The following is a 15501-nucleotide window of genomic DNA, read 5'->3' as shown; positions in this document are numbered from 1 at the left end:
ATGGATAAAATTAAAATTTTGGCGCTGCTTGCGGCGGCGGTGCTGCTTACGGGCTGCATGAAGGTAAAATATTCGCAAGCCGAGCTACATCCGGAAAATTCCGTGATGATGAGCTATGACGGGCAGACCGCCACCGAGTATAAAATTTCAGGCGGCGTGCTTATTAAAGATGACGCGATCTTAGGAAAATACGAAGAGGCGGGCTCCAATCTCTATCTATTTACGGACGAAAGAGGAGTGAGCGTGGCTAGGGATCAAATTTCGCAAAGAGCTCTAAATAAATTTACGATCTACGTTTTTACGCCCAATAAAGAGCTGCGAATCGCCGAGTATTCCGCGAGCGGCGGCGTTTGCAAGGCCTTTGCGGAGGGCAAATTCGTAAGCCTAAAAGAGCACTTTAGCGGCTACGCTTCCTCCGCACCGCTTTATTCATACTCGTTTTCGGCTTCGGTGTCGCAAAACGCCAGCGCAAACGTGATCTCACGCTACGAATACGTGGGCTCAAGACTAAAAAATAGTAGGGCATTCTTGCAAAGCCCGCATACGGCTCTAGGCAATACGGTTAAAGAGAGCATCGAGTGGCACCAAGACAAATTGCGCGATATTTGTAAGTTAAAATTTTAAAACCAAACCAACACGAAAGGAAAAACATGGGATTTTTATCCAAAGACGAAGAGCCGCATAGGCAGGGCGCCAAAAAGGCGGCGAAGCAACCGCCGATCTTGATGAAGCAAACGCAAGAGGTGATCACCAATATCGAGAAATATCTGGGCGCGCCACTGCTTACATATTTTAATTCGGGCGCGGGCAGCGTCTGCGGCAACGACGCGATCAGTATCAACGACCACCTAAAGGGCAAGCATTTCGAAAAGCTCTACCTTTACATCAAATCTGACGGCGGCAGCGGTATCGCCTCGCTCAAGATCGTCTCGATTTTGCGCAACCACTGCGACGAGCTGATCGCGCTAGTGCCTGCAAACTGCGCTTCGGCGGCTACGATGATGGCGCTTGGGGCGAATAAAATTTTAATGGGGCCGCTAGGCTATCTCACGTCGGTCGATACTTCGCTGCGCCACGAGCTTTCGCCGGTTACGAACACAAACGATCAAGCCAACGTTTCGATGGACGAGCTAAGTCGCGTGGTGAAGCTTTGGAAAAATAACGAGCGCCCCAACGACGAGAACCCGTACAAGGAGCTTTACAAGTATATCCATCCGCTCGTTTTCGGCGCCGTCGATCGCGCAAGCAGCCTGTCGCTTAAAATTTGCCGCGAAATTCTGCGCTACCACTTCGACGATGAGCAAAAGATCGCCTTTATCAGCGACAAGCTAAACAGCGGCTATCCGTCGCACGACTATCCGATCTTATTTAGAGAGGCTAATGAGCTTGGACTTCAGGTCGAGAAGATGGATACGCGCCTAAGCGAGATGCTTCAAATTTTAAACGAGCTCTACGCCGAGATGGGGCAGCGCACCTTCACTGACTTTGATGAGAACAACTACCACGACAACAACATCGCCAATATCATCGAAATTTCGGGATGCCAGATCTACTATCAGATCGACAAGGATTGGTTTTACCGTGAGGAGGAGAAGCGCTGGATCGTGCTAAACGACGAGAGCTCGTGGCGTAAAAACGAACTCGACGGCAAAAATATCAAAAACAGCATCTATTATATTTAGCGCGGTTTTTGGGTCTCGTGCCGATTTAAATTTGCAGCTTGTAAAATTTAAAGCGGCGCGTAAAATTTAAACGAGCAGCAGCGGCAAAAGCAAGTACAACCCGGCTTGGCGATAAAAGCTGCGCTGCGAAATTTTAAATTTAGCCGATTTGCGCAGGCCCTTGCGGCTAAATTTGCGCTGCGGTTTAAATTTACGTTTTGCGTTGCGGCTTTTAAATTTAGCCTTTGCAAGCGGCGCAAAATTTTAAAATTTACGTCCGCGTGAGCAAGGCGGCGGCATTTGAGAAGTAAATTTAAATTGCGTGCGGTAAATTTATTAAATTTCGCTTTGCCGATTCCGCTTCATAAATTCGGCAAAATTTTAAAATTTAAAAGGGTTTTTGCGATGAAATTTTTTATCTCATCTCTGTTTTTGGCTCTGTCGCTGCTCGGCTGCGCGGGCAAAAACTCGCTCGCAACCGATAAAACCTACGTTCTTTCGGACGAGCTTAGGGATACGAAATACGCTTTTTACGGCGGCAATCTCTACGAAAACGGCACGATTTTAGGCCCTTACGAAACGCGAGGCGATGCGAAGCTTGCGATTTTAGGCGGTAGCGGTGCAAATTTAGACAAAAATGCAAAGCTCATAAAACTATATTTTTTCGAGCGTAGATACGGCGCGATCTACACCGCAAGCCACAAAAAGGGGGTCTGCGCCGAGTACAATAAGGGAAATTTCGTAGATTTTCAAATTTTATTTAATATTTTTCAAAGCAAAGAGTGGTTTAATTATAGCGGCGGCATCTCTTCTGGCGGCGAGAGACTTAAAGAGCTGAGTTCGGCGTGTATGGCAAAATTTAACGGCGCAAAGCTCGGCGCAGCAGATGAAAAGACGAGGCGCGAGTATCAAAAGGCTCGCCGTGAGGCGATTTTGTATTTTCAGCTTAATGCAAACGACATGCGTGAGCTGATTTTTAAAAAATTATGCGAATAAATTAAAAGGAGAAAAGATGAGAGCGTTAATCAGCGTAAGCGATAAGAAGGGCGTCGTAGAGTTTGCCAAAGGGCTGCAGAGGCTCGGATTTGAAATTTTAAGCACAGGCGGCACGTTTAAGCTTTTGCGCGAAAACGGCGCCTCGGCGCTCGAGGTTAGCCAGTACTCGGGCTCGCCCGAGATGTTTGAGGGGCGGGTTAAGACCCTGCATCCGAAGATCCACGGCGGAATTTTGTATAAGCGAAACGACGCAAATCACGTAAGCCAAGCCGCGCAGCACGACATCGGCGGCATCGATCTCGTGTGCGTAAATCTATATCCTTTTAAAGCGACCGTAGCCCGCACCGACGATTTTTCAGAGATTATCGAAAATATCGACATCGGCGGCCCCGCGATGGTTCGAAGCGCGGCTAAGAATTTTGCGAGCGTCTATGTCGTTACCAGCCCGCTTGATTACGGCGCGGTTTTGCAAACTTTAAGCAGCGCGGACGAGAGCGAGAAGCTGAAATTTAGGCAAAATTTAATGATAAAAGCTTACGAACACACCGCCGCCTACGACGCGATGATCGCAAACTATATGAACGAGCGCTTTAACGGCGGCTTCGGCGCGAAAAAATTTATCACGGGCAGCAAGGTTTTTGATACTCGCTACGGCGAAAATCCGCACCAAAAAGGCGCGCTGTACGAGTTCGAGGAGTTTTTTAGCAACCATTTTAAGAGCCTAAAGGGCGAGGCAAGCTTTAACAATATGACCGATATGCACGGCGCGCTGATGCTGGCTAGCAGCTTTGGGGAGGCGCCTGCGGTAGCGATCTGCAAGCACGCCAATCCATGCGGCTTTGCCGTGAAATCTAGCCTGCTTGAAAGCTACGTAGAGGCGCTAAAATGCGACCCAGTCTCGGCATACGGCGGCGTCGTGGCGATAAACGGCGTTTTGGACGAGGAGCTAGCGAATAAAATCAATGAAATTTTTGTCGAGGTTATCCTTGCCGCTCGCGTTACGCTCGCGGCGCTTGCGGTATTTGAAAAGAAAAAGCGCATTAAAATTTTTGAGCAGGGCGGGGAGTTTTTAATTCGCGAAAACGACAAGTATGATTTTAAATTTATTGACGGCGGCTTTGTGTATCAGCAGCGCGACTACGTGGGCGTGGACGAGGTCGCAAACGCCCGCTGCGTCACGGGGCGCGCGGCGAGCCAGAGCGAGCTTGATGACCTAAAAATCGCGTGGCAGATCGCCGCACTTACGAAGAGTAACTGCGTAGTTTACGTCAAAAATCGCGCGATGGTCGCGATCGGCATGGGTATGACGAGCCGCGTGGACGCCGCACGCGCGGCAGTAGCGAAGGCTCGCGACGTGGGCGTCGATCTGCGCGGCTGCGCGCTTGCCAGCGAGGCGTTTTTCCCGTTTAAAGACAGCATCGAGATCGCCCATGCCGCGGGCGTCGCGGCGGTGGTGCAGCCCGGCGGCAGCATCCGCGACGATGAGGTGATCGCAAGCGCCGACGAGTTTGGCATGGCGATGTATTTTACGGGAGTGCGCCACTTTTTGCACTAAATTTTGCTCGCCTGCGGCGCGGGCGGATTTATTGTGCTGGCTTCGCAACTTTTTATGCCGTTGCAAATCTTGAAAACCGCGCCGGAGCGGATCTCGTTGCTTACTACGTAGCGGGCGCAGCGCGGACCTAGGTTGCGCTCCGATACGCGGCGGGCGTGATCGAATTGGACTACTTGCGCTTTGCCATACGGCTGTGCGGCGATGGTTTAGCTGCACGGTATATCGTTTTGTAGTGGCGCGGCGCGGATCTAATGCACGGCGCTTTGTTACGCACCAACGCGGCGCGGGTCCGGCTATCTCAGCTACGAAGCCGTGCGCGATGTAAATTTGGCTGCGCTCCGCTACGTGGCGGAGGCAGTGCGAATCCGACTGTTCGCGCTTCGTTATACTACTGCACGGCGCGAGTTTTTGGCTACGCGGCATGGCACTACGTATCGGTGCGGCGCAATCTAAATTTAATCATCCGCCGCTCTTGAATGGTCGCGAAATTTTATCTAGCGGCCGCGGCGCAAAAATTTTAAATTTAATCGCGCACGCAGCGGATGGGTTCGCGCCTCGTCGTCGTATAACGGCGCACAAATTTTATCTCGCGGCGCGAAAATTCATGGCGCCCATTTTGCGTTGAAATTTCGGCGTCGTTTCGCAGCAGATACGGAGCGGAGTATAAATTTTTAAGGCGGCGCCTCGTCGCGATCGGTGCGCTCGTAGATAAATTTTAATCGCGCGGCAAGCAGATGGACGCCGTGCCGCAACCTAAGCGGTGCGTAGATAAAATTTTATATACGGCAAAGCAGCGGGCGCAGCGCAAAGCTTCCGTCCCGCGAGCAGCCCGTACCCTAATAAAACGATGCCCGTCGCGAAATCTCGCCTTTTGAGCAAAGCCTGCAAAGCCTGCAAAGCCTGCAAAGCCTGCAAAGCCTGCAAAGCCTGCAAAGGCGCTAGCCTAGCTCGAAGCGCGGCTGTGCGGCGGTAAAATTTTGATCTCCACGACGGTAGCAAAATCTAGCCGCGAGGCGCGACGATAAAATTTCGCGCCGCAGCCGGACGTATCAAAATCTCTAAAATCCCCACGTAAGCCGCGCGAATGGATAAATTTCACGCAAGCCGTAGCGCAGGCGAATGGACGGCGCAAGGGTCTCGCTCGTAAAAGGGACAAATTTCATCGTAGCGTGAGGGCGATGAAATTCTAACCCTGCAGCGGTAGCAAAATTTTAATTCTTGCCGCGGCGATCAAATCCAACCGCTTGCCGCGCTAGCGAAATCCGCCCCCGCTTGAAGCAGTAAAATTTTAATCTTGGCGGGGGCGGTAAAATTTCAGCCCTCGTTATAGCATAGAATTTTAACCGCTTGCGAGGAGGTAAAATTCCGATGCTGCAGTGCGCCGCGAGGATAAGATAAAATTTTTGGTCCTGCGTCACTACGGCGATAAAATTCTAATTCTGCGGCGACGGCGAGCGAAAGCCCCGATCCTGCGGCGATAAAATTTGGGTACCGATCCGCTGTAAGCGATAAAATTTCTCTCTTTCACTCTCGCTTCATTTAGAGATTGTAAAATTGCGCAAAATTCAAAACGAAAGGATCAAAATGAAAATTTCTAAAGTTTTAATCTGCCTCTTTGCTTTGGCGGCGGGTTATTTAGTCGCGCTCAATGCCGCAGGCGGCGGTAGCTCGACGGACGCAAATTTTAAAGTTAAAGGAGGCGGCGTGAACGCAAACGTAAAAGAAATTTATCTAGCAGGCGGCTGCTTCTGGGGCATGGAGGCGTATTACAAACAGCTCGACGGCATAGTCGCGACGCAGGTGGGCTACGCCAACGGCAAGAGCGATAAAGCAAGCTACGAGGGCTTACATAGCAGCGATCATGCCGAGACGCTACACTTAAAATACGACGCCAACGTCATCAGCGAGCCTGAAATTTTGGCGCATTATTTCCGCATCATCGATCCGTTCTCGATCGACAAGCAGGGTAACGACCGCGGTCGCCAGTATCGCACGGGCATCTACTACACCGATGAGGCGAGCGGCGAGATAGCGCGCTATTTCATAACGGCGCAGCAGGCGAAATTTAAAGAAAAGATCGCCGTTGAAGTAGCACCGCTAAAGAATTTCGTCCGCGCCGAGGAGTATCATCAGGACTACCTCGGCAAAAATCCGGGCGGATACTGCCACATCGATCTGCGCCTTGCTAAAAAGCCGCTTGAGGACGATGAAAAATTTAAAGTGCAAAGCAAGGAGGAGCTGAAGAAAAATTTGACCGAGCTTCAGTATAAAGTCACGCAGGAAAAGGCGACCGAGCGGCCGTTTTCGAGCGAATACGACAAGAATTATAAAAAGGGCATCTACATCGACATCGTGTCGAAAAAGCCGCTGTTTTCATCCACCGATAAATTTGACGCGGGCTGCGGCTGGCCGAGCTTTTCAAAGCCGATAACGACCGATGCGATCGCGTACGCGCAAGACGATAGCCACGGTATGCAGCGCGTCGAGGTCTCCAGTCGCGTAGGAGGCAGCCATTTAGGACACGTCTTTGAGGACGGACCGAGGGATAAAGGCGGTATGAGATACTGCATCAACGGCGCTAGCTTGGAATTTATACCGCTTGAGGAGATGGACGCGCGCGGCTACGGGGATTATAAAATTTACGTAGAATAACGCGGCGGCTTCGGGGCTAGCTTGCTTACCGGGCTGCTTCTGGTTTAGCTTGCAACCGAGCAGTTTTGGGACCGGCTTGCGGCTTGGGCGATTTTGAGGCTAGCCCGCTTGCCGGGCGGCTTCGGGATCGGCTTATGACCGGGCGGCTTTGTGTCATGCTAACGCCTTGGGCAGGTTTAGGGCTGACTTGTGGCGGAGCAGCTTGGAGGCCGGTCTGCGACCGAGCGGTTTAGCGGCTCGGCTCGCAATTAGTCGGCAATTTGCGGTTAGATCGTCTAACTCGTTAGTCCGTTTACTCATTTGCGGATCAGTTCGCTCGGATTGCAATCGGTCGGGGATTTACGGCTCGGATTGTTAATCGGCCTGCTCATTTGGCGTACCAAGCGGTTTTGAAACCGGACCGACGACCGATTTAGCGCTTCGGCGATCCCTTGATTTGACGACAGGTTTGTTTGCGACCGATCTTTTCGATTTTGCTAGATCGTTTGCTTCGGCGGGCTGCTTCGGTTTTACGGTTGGCTTGCTGCCGATAGGTCCTGTAATGAGCTCGTAACCGATCCCGGGGCTGGTCGGCGATCGGTCGGTGCAGCGGAATTTAAACAAAGCGGGGGCGGTTCATCCTCCGCCTTAGCGCTCGGCAAAATTTGTGCGATAGAATTTAAACGAGGCGAGGGCGGTTCCGAATAGAATTTTAATAGAGTGCGGCTGCGGTCGCACCGCTGCCAAAATGAACGCGCCACGGAGAAGCCGTGCCGTGGATGGAATTTGAGCTCGCATTGCTTAAATTCCATTGCCGCAAGCCGTTTCGGTTTTGCGGTCGGCCGGCGGCTACGGATTGAATTTTAAAATTCCAAATATGATAAATTTACCTCTAAAGAATTTCATACGGCGTAGCCGCAATAGAAAGAATTGAACGCGAGCGCAGCTTGCCCATATAGCGTTGTAGGGGTTAGGCGGGGTTTGCGGGCGAGCAGAGCAATGCGGTGCTGCGGAGGCGGCGCCCGCGAGAAATGCGGCCTCGCAATTGGAGCCCCCTCCCGCCCCGATAGAAACGGAAATCACGGCATAAAATTCGCAAGTCGTGAATTTGGGGATAAAATTTTGAAATTTTACTTTTTAAGACGCGGAAGCGGTGCATGCTTAGCAAGAGATGCGGCGTAAAATTTGAAATTCCGCAATGAAAACGGCGTCTATGCAATGCCCGCTCTGCATCCGCGTCGCAAATTTTAAATTTAGGATAAAATTTTAATGACGAGCCCCGCGCAAAATAGAAAAATCCCCGCATAGATCACTAAAAACGGCGCGATTATCGCATAGTGGATGATGAGCTCGAAAAAATTGTAGATCAAATGCTTGCTTTTGGGCTCTTTAAATTTTAATTCTAGAGGCTCGTTCGAATCAAACGGCGTATTGGAGCGCAAGATGTGCTTTGGATTAAACATCCAGCGCACGAAATCTATTTTATTGCGCTGCATATAGTCTTTGCCGATCCCGCATACGCCGTTTATATAGCATACAAAGCCAAAGCCGCCGAAAAACAAAATAAGCCCGATGTCGATCAGCCTATCCGCCATAGCGATCTTTCCTTTGCTTTTTAAATTTAGAAATTTAGCCCGCCGTATTTGCTCTCGCCGTTTGCTTATTGAAATTCTAATTTCGCGGGATTGCACTCTTTGTCGGCTTTGCAATCTTGCAATTTTTTGATGATTTTATTGAAATGCTCTTTGTCATGCGCCAAATCTCGTGTCATCGTCATATATTTTATTACCTCTTCTATGTCTAAATCATAGTAAAAATGAGCTCCTGCACAAAGTAAGCAAAAATCTTCTATTTTGCCCACTTCGCAAGCTCTTATTAATCGTTTTAATCCAATTGACGGTCTATTTGTTCTAAATAGAATTTCACTGGATAAACCGCACGCCAAGGAATTTTCAATTTGATCCTTTTCAAAGCAACTCCTATCCGCAATATTTAATAAATTTTGACAAGCGCTATATTTTCCATCGCCGAAACCGCACTCCTTTATAAGTCGTGAAATTTCTAATGAATAAATTTTATCGCAATAGTCATAGATATGGGAAGGTAGGCAGCGACCGACTGCATTCGCGTATTCTCTTGCGGACAGCTAAAAAACTTATCGCTTAAAATTTTAACTTCCGCGGAATTTTGTCCTTGTGCCTCGCTCGGCTCCGTATCTTGCATCGCAAAAGAAGCCCCGCTAAAACCGAGCCACAGCGCAAACGCCAAAAATACTTGCTTCATTTTCTCTTCCTCGTTCATTATTATTCGCTCATGATACCTAAAAAGCGATAAATTTTATTTATTTTGCGTGGGATTTGGGCTGCAAAGTTGTAAAATTTTTAGGATATTTTAAATCTGGCTCGCGGAATTTTAAGTAAGCTAAATTCTAAATTCCAAGATGCGAGCAGAATCCTTAAGTAAGTTAAATTTCGGCGCGATACACGATAAATTTGAGCAAGCTAAAATTCTTGCAAGTTGGAATTTAAACGAAAAATTAGGCGTCGCGATAAGGCAAACGCAAAAATGCAAAAAAATGTGAAGCTGAAATTTATCGCATGTCGAAATTTAAACCGCCTTTTTGGTTAAATTTAAGCTAAAAACGCTATAATCCCGTTTCTTTTATTTCGTGCGCTCGTAGCTCAGCTGGATAGAGCATTTGATTGCGGTTCAAAAGGTCGGGGATTCGAATTCCTCCGGGCGCACCATCCACAAATATCTTTTTAAACCGAGCTTCGCTATAATCCGTGAAATTTTAATCTTGGAGCAAAAATGAGAACATTCGCCGAATGGGAAGAACAAGAGGCGCTTTTGGTGTCTTTGCCGCACGCGGGCACCGACTGGGCGCCGTATTTGGGCGAGATACGAGCGGCTTATCGCGACTTTATCACCGCTGCAGCGAGGTTTGAGCCGGTCGTCGCGATCGCGCCGAACCGCGAGGATTTTGAGCAAATTTGTGGCGGCTTAGCAAACGCGAGCTTCGCGCAAATCGATACCGACGATACGTGGATCCGCGATTACGGCGCGATCGACGTAGAGGAGGGCGGTAAAATCACGGGGCTAAATTTTCGCTTCAACGCCTGGGGCGGCAAGTTCGCAAGCGCCAAGGACGACGCGTTAAATTCTAAGCTTTACGCTGCGAGCGCCCGCCCGCTACGAGACATAGATCTGATCTTAGAAGGCGGCAGCGTCGATTTTGACGGCGCGGGCACGATGCTAACTACGAGCGCGTGTTTGCTGAACGAAAATCGCAATTCCCTAAGCAAGGCCGAGCTGGACGCGCGGCTGCGTGAAATTTTCGGCCTAAAAAACATAATTTGGCTTGAACACGGCTTCATAAAAGGCGACGATACCGACAGCCACGTTGATACCCTCGCGCGCTTTCTAAGCCCGCGCGTCGTGGCGGTTTCATCGTGCGACAATCCGAGCGATCTGCACTATGCGGAGCTTGGCACGATGAAGGATGAAATTTTATCGCTTGGGTACGACGTGATCGAACTACCGATCCCGCGCGCGATCTTTTATCATGGGCGTAGGCTGCCCGCGACTTACGCAAATTTCGTCTTTTTAAACGGCGCGCTCATCGTGCCTACCTACGCAGACCCCGCAGATCCGCACGATCCAAACCGCGCGGCGGACGAGCTGGCGATGTCGCGTCTGCGAGCTGCGTGCGCGGATCGCGAAGTAGTGGGAGTAAACGCGCGCGTTTTCATCCGCCAAAACGGCTCGCTACACTGTTCGTGCATGAATAAATTCAGGCTTTAAATTTAGACCGAAGGAAAAATATGAAAATTTTAAAAGTTGGGCTGATTTCGCATAAATTTGAAGGTACCAAATCGCGCACGATAGCACGCAGCATCGAGCTAATCGCGCGCGCAGCGGCGAAGGGCGCGCAGTTAATCGTTTTGCAAGAGCTTAATCAGACGCATTATTTTTGTCAGCGCGAAAATACCGAAAATTTCGACTATGCGCAGGATTTCGAGCGCGATTTGCGGCTGTGGAGCGAGGTAGCGAAGAGATTCGGCGTCGTGTTGGTAAGCTCGCTTTTTGAGCGCCGCGCCGCGGGGCTGTATCACAACACCGCCGTGGTCTTCGAGCGCGACGGCTCTATCGCGGGGCGGTACCGCAAGATGCATATCCCCGACGATCCGCAGTTTTACGAAAAATTTTATTTCACGCCGGGCGATCTGGGCTTTGAGCCCATAGATACGAGCGTGGGACGGCTCGGCGTGCTAGTGTGCTGGGATCAGTGGTATCCCGAGGCGGCGCGCGCGATGGCGCTACGCGGTGCCGAGCTGCTCATATATCCGACCGCTATCGGGTGGTTTGACGGCGACGACGAGGACGAAAAGGCGCGTCAGCTGGAGGCCTGGGTCGCGGTACAGCGCGGGCATGCGGTGGCAAACTCCCTGCCCGTAATCGCCGTAAATCGCGTGGGCTTTGAGAGCGCCGCGCTGAGCGAAGCTTCGCCGGATGAAATTTTGTCCGGGGGAAATAAAATTTCGCCAGCAAGCGACGGCGGAGCAGTCAGCGATAAAATTTTACGCTCCGCGGATACGGGAGGCGAGAGTAAAATTTTAAGCGAGGGCGGAATTTTATCTTTTAATAACGATGCGCTAACGGATAGCGGCAAAATGGCGATCGGCGGCGAAATTTTGCCCGCGAAAAATGAGGCAGCACGAGAGAATTTAAAGATTTCGATAGAGATAAAATTTAACGGCGAAACTTTAGAGGTGCTGCCGAATAAACAGCGCGTAGACCAGCTTGCCAGCGAAGAGGGGATTAGGTTTTGGGGCAATAGCTTTGTTTTTGGCGCACAGGGCGAACAGCTATTTCGCGCAAATAGCACCGACGAGCTATGTGAAGTCGTAACCATCGATATGCAAAGATGCGAAAATGTGCGCCGTTGGTGGCCGTTTTTGCGAGATAGACGCGTGGAGGAGTATGGAATTCTTACGAAGAGATACGGGTTGTAGCATTTTGTATCTCGAATAGACATATGGTTTATCGGACGCGCACAGAATGAAAGCAAATAATTTTTATGGTATCAATGTGTAGAGGCGCCGCCGAAATACATCAATAGACCAAATTGGTTTAAAATTTTGATTTTGAAATGCCTGCAAAATCGGACTTTGTAAATAAATTGTAAAAAATTTACCAAAAACTATTGACAATTTTTAAATTTTTCTCTATAATTACGCCAAGTTTCGCATATAGGTATGCGGAATGAATTTTATTTAAGGAGTAAACCATGAAAAAAGGTTTTACTATGATCGAGTTGATCTTCGTTATCGTTATTTTAGGTATTTTGGCAGCTGTTGCTATTCCAAGACTTGCAGCTACTCGTGATGACGCTGAGGTTTCTAAAGCAGCTACAAATATTCAGACTTTAGCAACAGATCTAGGTGCTTATTATACAGCACAAGGTCACTTTAATAATACTATAAGTGTTATGACAAATGTTGCTACTCCAGTAAAAGTTAAACAAGAAGAGTGCTTGGTAATTGGTGCTATAACAAATGATACAGTTGGTGTAACCGTTCATAACAATACTGGTCTATGCAAAAAAGTATGGAGTATGCCTGGCCTAATCCAATTAAGCGATAAGATTGCGAGTGATAATAAGACATTTAAATTTGGTGGAAGCAACGTAAACTATAACTAGTATTATTATGCTTTACTTTTTTAGCCCTGGTATTTTAGCCAGGGCTTTTTACATTAATTTAATATTTTTATTTCTATTTTAATATATCTAAATTTTATACTCAATTGCTATTATTTTATTGAAAAGCTTGACTTTTTATTTTAAATTATGTATAATTTAAGTTCGTTAATTTATTGGGGTATAGCCAAGCGGCAAGGCAATTGGTTTTGGTCCAATCATTCGGAGGTTCGAATCCTCCTACCCCATCCATTTGGTGAATGTTGTTAAATCTTCGCACTTCTTGTATCGCAGAGTAGAGCAGTGGTAGCTCGTCGGGCTCATAACCCGAAGGTCGGTGGTTCAAATCCACCCTCTGCAACCAAACACCCATTACAAGGCCATTTGATAAAATCTTAAAATATTCTTATTTTTCCAAAGCAGAAAACATCAAATTTTCGATAGTATTTTTCGATTGTTTTATATTGGCAGTGATATATTTTTGCGTAGTAATGATATTCGTATGACCGAGAGTAAAACTCACTTGCTCGATCGGAAGCTTAAGATAATTTATGCAGTAAGTGCCAATAAGATGCCTTATGTCGTGAAGCCTGATTTTGGGTAAATTGTTTCGCTTAAGCAAAGAATTCCAACTTCTACGTAGATCAACAAATTTTGTTTTAGTGGCAGGATTAATAAAAACGTAGCTATTTAGCTGATTATTCTGTTTTGCGGATATATAGCGCTTTAGCAGCCTTTTATAAAGTTCGTCGCTCATAGAATAGACCATATCACGCTTAGCTTTATTGATTTGAAAAGGTATGACGTAAGTTCTAGTTTTTAAATTTACGTCGCTCCAACACAAGCTTAAAACCTCATTTTTACGCCTGCCGTGAAGTAGAAAAAAGAATATATCGGCGCTATCAGCTTCATTTTCACAGATAGCTTTTATAAACTGCCTTTGGACAGATAGCGGATAATCAAAGTATCGCTTATTATCAAATTTAGGCAATTCAACGAAATCGCAGGGATTCTTAGCTATAAGCTCAAGCTTTTGAGCAAATTTAAAGATTACGTGCAGCTTTGCAAGGATATTTTTAACGGTCTTGATTTTATAATCAGCTTTAATTAAGTTATTACAAAGCCTTTGAATATCTAGAAAGCTTATATCGCTTACGTCTTTTTCGCCCAAGCTTGAAGCTATATGTTTCTTGTAGGTTGATATATCACTTTCTAAAGTGTGCTTACGAAGTATAAGTTCGTAAAATTCTACGTAATTGTTAAAAAGTTCGTTAAGCAGCATTGTAAAGCCTTTTAGAATGGATATGGCATAACGCCATTGTTAGAATACTTAAATTCCAGCTCCCTGATATCCTCTAAAGCATGCTCGGTAAAATATCTGATATGATTTTTATATCGTTGCAAGAAGCCACGCTCAATCATCTCATTCTCAAGCATAGCGTAATCTTGAACGCTTAAAATATCATCGGTCATTTCTTTGCAATTATCGCGCCAATAGAGTTTAAGCCTTTCATCGCTCATGTCTTTCCAAGCGGTGCGGAATATCTTGCTTGGCTTGTAGATTATAGGCTCGACACCGCTATTATAAGCCTCCCTAATAGATTTAAGTTCATGAGATTGGATTTTACCGCTACTTTGAACTGGATTGATATTTTTTACGTATTCGTGCATGAGCCGACCGCAGACGTAATACAGCAAGTGTCCGTCCTCGTATATAAGCTCCTCTGAAGTATAAGGAATACTCATAAAGATACTTTGGCTCTTATAATCCCATTCTATAAGAGTATTATCAAAGTCTTTTAGAATATTGAGGTTACCGAGATCACGCAGGCTTTTAATAAAATTTATCTTGCGATAAACCCAAAGCGGAATTGGGTTTTGCGAGGATAGAAACCTGCGAATTTTGTGCTTTATAAACCACGCCTGAACCTCGTTAATATCGTCTGTTTCGTTAAAATTTATAAAGGTCTTGGTGATATATTTCATCACGTAGCCCGTAGCGTTGTTAATCGAGGTCTGAAACCCGTTTATCTCGCCGTTTGCTATCTGGGACGCAGTTAAACGCTCGTTACGCAAATTCTGCGGGGCATAAAACACGTCTTTGTAAATTTTAAGCAGATACGGGATCGTATGCCTTGGAGCATATATCAAAGCGTGGATATGAGGCACGCCGTCCTTCTTATGCGGCTCAAAAGTGCGTATATACTGAAATACCTCGCCTTTGTAAGAATAACGAAATCGCATAGTAAATTTATGAAAATTATAATTTAGCACGTTGGCTAAATCCTTTATACTAAAGGGAACGCCCTCATTTAGCTTTTGCTTCTGCTCGATAGGAAGCGATCTAATATCTTTTGTAGTGAATGTGGCAAAATTTCCCACTAGCGCCTTACGGAAGCAGCCGTTTAAGGTAATGGTTAGAAACACGGGCACCAATTCGTGCTTTACAGAAAGCATGTGTATGGTATTTGTCCTATTAGCTACTTCGGCGTAATAGGTGCTTGAAAAGTTTGCGGACTTTGAGAATGAAAGCAGGCTTTTTTCTTCGCCGAAAGAATTTACAAATTTATAGTCCTGCAAAAACTTTCGTTGTCTGTTAATTTTAAGTTTTACGGCTGAAAAATCAGCCTCATTTAAACCGAACATTTTAAGCTTTGTTTCAAACTAACAGTTTTTTATTAAATTGACAAGGGAGCAGAGAAAAGCGCGCTCCTCGTGCCTCGTCGCTTGCTTTTCTCTGCGGCCGTCGCCCGAATAATATGCCGTATGCTCTCATACTCATCTTAATTTACCTCTATCGTAAGGGTTATAATGCTAGTGCTTTTATAATTTTGCTCTATGGAAAAGAGGTATTTTAAAATAGGTATGTCTTTGAGTAGCGGCACGCCGTTGCGTTTTGAATAGGCTACGTCTTTGTTTATACCACTTAAAACGAGAAGCTCGCCCCGCTTAAGGTT

At 47.0% G+C, this 15501-nt stretch carries 12 protein-coding genes, 3 tRNA genes and 1 pseudogene; 11 read left to right on the top strand and 5 right to left on the bottom strand.

Features of this window, described 5'->3' with window-relative positions; all coding sequences use genetic code 11:
- From Q0460_RS04060 to msrB, 5 genes are all read left to right on the top strand, one after another.
- Positions 1-624 (top strand): hypothetical protein, encoded by a 624-nt coding sequence (locus tag Q0460_RS04060; protein ID WP_299085205.1) that lies wholly within the window; start codon positions 1-3, stop codon positions 622-624.
- A gap of 26 nt (positions 625-650) precedes the next feature.
- Positions 651-1682, top strand: coding sequence for a hypothetical protein (locus Q0460_RS04055; RefSeq protein WP_299085203.1), 1032 nt, complete (start codon positions 651-653; stop codon positions 1680-1682).
- Positions 1683-1961: 279 nt separating this feature from the next.
- Positions 1962-2657 (top strand): hypothetical protein, encoded by a 696-nt coding sequence (locus tag Q0460_RS04050; protein ID WP_299085201.1) that lies wholly within the window; start codon positions 1962-1964, stop codon positions 2655-2657.
- Between the two features lie 16 nt (positions 2658-2673).
- Positions 2674-4212 (top strand): bifunctional phosphoribosylaminoimidazolecarboxamide formyltransferase/IMP cyclohydrolase, encoded by a 1539-nt coding sequence (purH, locus tag Q0460_RS04045; RefSeq protein ID WP_299085198.1) that lies wholly within the window; start codon positions 2674-2676, stop codon positions 4210-4212.
- A gap of 1584 nt (positions 4213-5796) precedes the next feature.
- On the top strand, positions 5797-6864 hold the full coding sequence (msrB, locus tag Q0460_RS04040) for a peptide-methionine (R)-S-oxide reductase MsrB (RefSeq protein WP_299085195.1): 1068 nt from the start codon (positions 5797-5799) through the stop codon (positions 6862-6864).
- A 1232-nt stretch (positions 6865-8096) separates the two neighbouring features.
- Here msrB and Q0460_RS04035 read toward each other — a convergent pair.
- Both Q0460_RS04035 and Q0460_RS04030 read right to left on the bottom strand, forming a co-directional pair.
- Positions 8097-8438, bottom strand: coding sequence for a hypothetical protein (locus Q0460_RS04035; protein WP_299085192.1), 342 nt, complete (start codon positions 8436-8438; stop codon positions 8097-8099).
- A gap of 466 nt (positions 8439-8904) precedes the next feature.
- On the bottom strand, positions 8905-9126 hold the full coding sequence (locus Q0460_RS04030; protein WP_299085189.1) for a hypothetical protein: 222 nt from the start codon (positions 9124-9126) through the stop codon (positions 8905-8907).
- Positions 9127-9513: 387 nt separating this feature from the next.
- Between Q0460_RS04030 and Q0460_RS04025 the strand changes: the two genes are divergently transcribed.
- From Q0460_RS04025 to Q0460_RS04000, 6 genes are all read left to right on the top strand, one after another.
- Positions 9514-9590 (top strand) — tRNA-Arg (locus Q0460_RS04025).
- Between the two features lie 64 nt (positions 9591-9654).
- Positions 9655-10647 carry an agmatine deiminase family protein gene (locus Q0460_RS04020; protein ID WP_299085186.1) on the top strand — a complete coding sequence of 331 codons (993 nt, stop codon included), beginning with the start codon at positions 9655-9657 and terminating at the stop codon, positions 10645-10647.
- A gap of 20 nt (positions 10648-10667) precedes the next feature.
- Entirely contained in the window at positions 10668-11858 is a 1191-nt protein-coding gene (locus tag Q0460_RS04015) for a carbon-nitrogen hydrolase (protein ID WP_299085183.1), read from the top strand.
- A 275-nt stretch (positions 11859-12133) separates the two neighbouring features.
- Entirely contained in the window at positions 12134-12547 is a 414-nt protein-coding gene (locus tag Q0460_RS04010; protein WP_299085180.1) for a type II secretion system protein, read from the top strand.
- A gap of 174 nt (positions 12548-12721) precedes the next feature.
- A tRNA-Gln gene (locus Q0460_RS04005) sits at positions 12722-12796 on the top strand.
- Between the two features lie 37 nt (positions 12797-12833).
- A tRNA-Met gene (locus tag Q0460_RS04000) sits at positions 12834-12908 on the top strand.
- A 42-nt stretch (positions 12909-12950) separates the two neighbouring features.
- On the opposite strand, the gene Q0460_RS03995 is transcribed toward Q0460_RS04000, so the two are convergent.
- The 3 genes and pseudogenes from Q0460_RS03995 to Q0460_RS03985 all read right to left on the bottom strand — a co-directional run.
- Entirely contained in the window at positions 12951-13826 is an 876-nt protein-coding gene (locus Q0460_RS03995) for a tyrosine-type recombinase/integrase (RefSeq protein ID WP_299085177.1), read from the bottom strand.
- 11 nt (positions 13827-13837) lie between these two features.
- The gene (locus tag Q0460_RS03990) at positions 13838-15124 is read right to left on the bottom strand and encodes a hypothetical protein (RefSeq protein WP_299085174.1); all 1287 of its coding nucleotides are present in this window, start codon (positions 15122-15124) and stop codon (positions 13838-13840) included.
- 203 nt (positions 15125-15327) lie between these two features.
- A pseudogene (locus tag Q0460_RS03985) lies at positions 15328-15501 on the bottom strand (type II and III secretion system protein); the annotation flags it as partial.

The sequence above is a fragment of the uncultured Campylobacter sp. genome (genome assembly GCF_937980635.1).
Classification (GTDB): Bacteria; Campylobacterota; Campylobacteria; order Campylobacterales; family Campylobacteraceae; genus Campylobacter_B.
The sequence above is the reverse complement of the archived record's forward strand: the minus strand, read 5'-3'. Positions and strand labels throughout refer to the sequence as shown.

What these genes read in the sequence shown, in the direction of transcription:
- Q0460_RS04060 (WP_299085205.1), top strand. Translation starts at nt 1, where the DNA reads ATGGATAAAATTAAAATTTTGGCGCTGCTTGCGGCGGCGGTGCTGCTT.
- Q0460_RS04055 (WP_299085203.1), top strand. Translation starts at nt 651, where the DNA reads ATGGGATTTTTATCCAAAGACGAAGAGCCGCATAGGCAGGGCGCCAAA.
- purH (WP_299085198.1), top strand. Translation starts at nt 2,674, where the DNA reads ATGAGAGCGTTAATCAGCGTAAGCGATAAGAAGGGCGTCGTAGAGTTT.
- msrB (WP_299085195.1), top strand. Translation starts at nt 5,797, where the DNA reads ATGAAAATTTCTAAAGTTTTAATCTGCCTCTTTGCTTTGGCGGCGGGT.
- Q0460_RS04035 (WP_299085192.1), bottom strand. Translation starts at nt 8,438, where the DNA reads ATGGCGGATAGGCTGATCGACATCGGGCTTATTTTGTTTTTCGGCGGC.
- Q0460_RS04030 (WP_299085189.1), bottom strand. Translation starts at nt 9,126, where the DNA reads ATGAAGCAAGTATTTTTGGCGTTTGCGCTGTGGCTCGGTTTTAGCGGG.
- Q0460_RS04020 (WP_299085186.1), top strand. Translation starts at nt 9,655, where the DNA reads ATGAGAACATTCGCCGAATGGGAAGAACAAGAGGCGCTTTTGGTGTCT.
- Q0460_RS04015 (WP_299085183.1), top strand. Translation starts at nt 10,668, where the DNA reads ATGAAAATTTTAAAAGTTGGGCTGATTTCGCATAAATTTGAAGGTACC.
- Q0460_RS04010 (WP_299085180.1), top strand. Translation starts at nt 12,134, where the DNA reads ATGAAAAAAGGTTTTACTATGATCGAGTTGATCTTCGTTATCGTTATT.
- Q0460_RS03995 (WP_299085177.1), bottom strand. Translation starts at nt 13,826, where the DNA reads ATGCTGCTTAACGAACTTTTTAACAATTACGTAGAATTTTACGAACTT.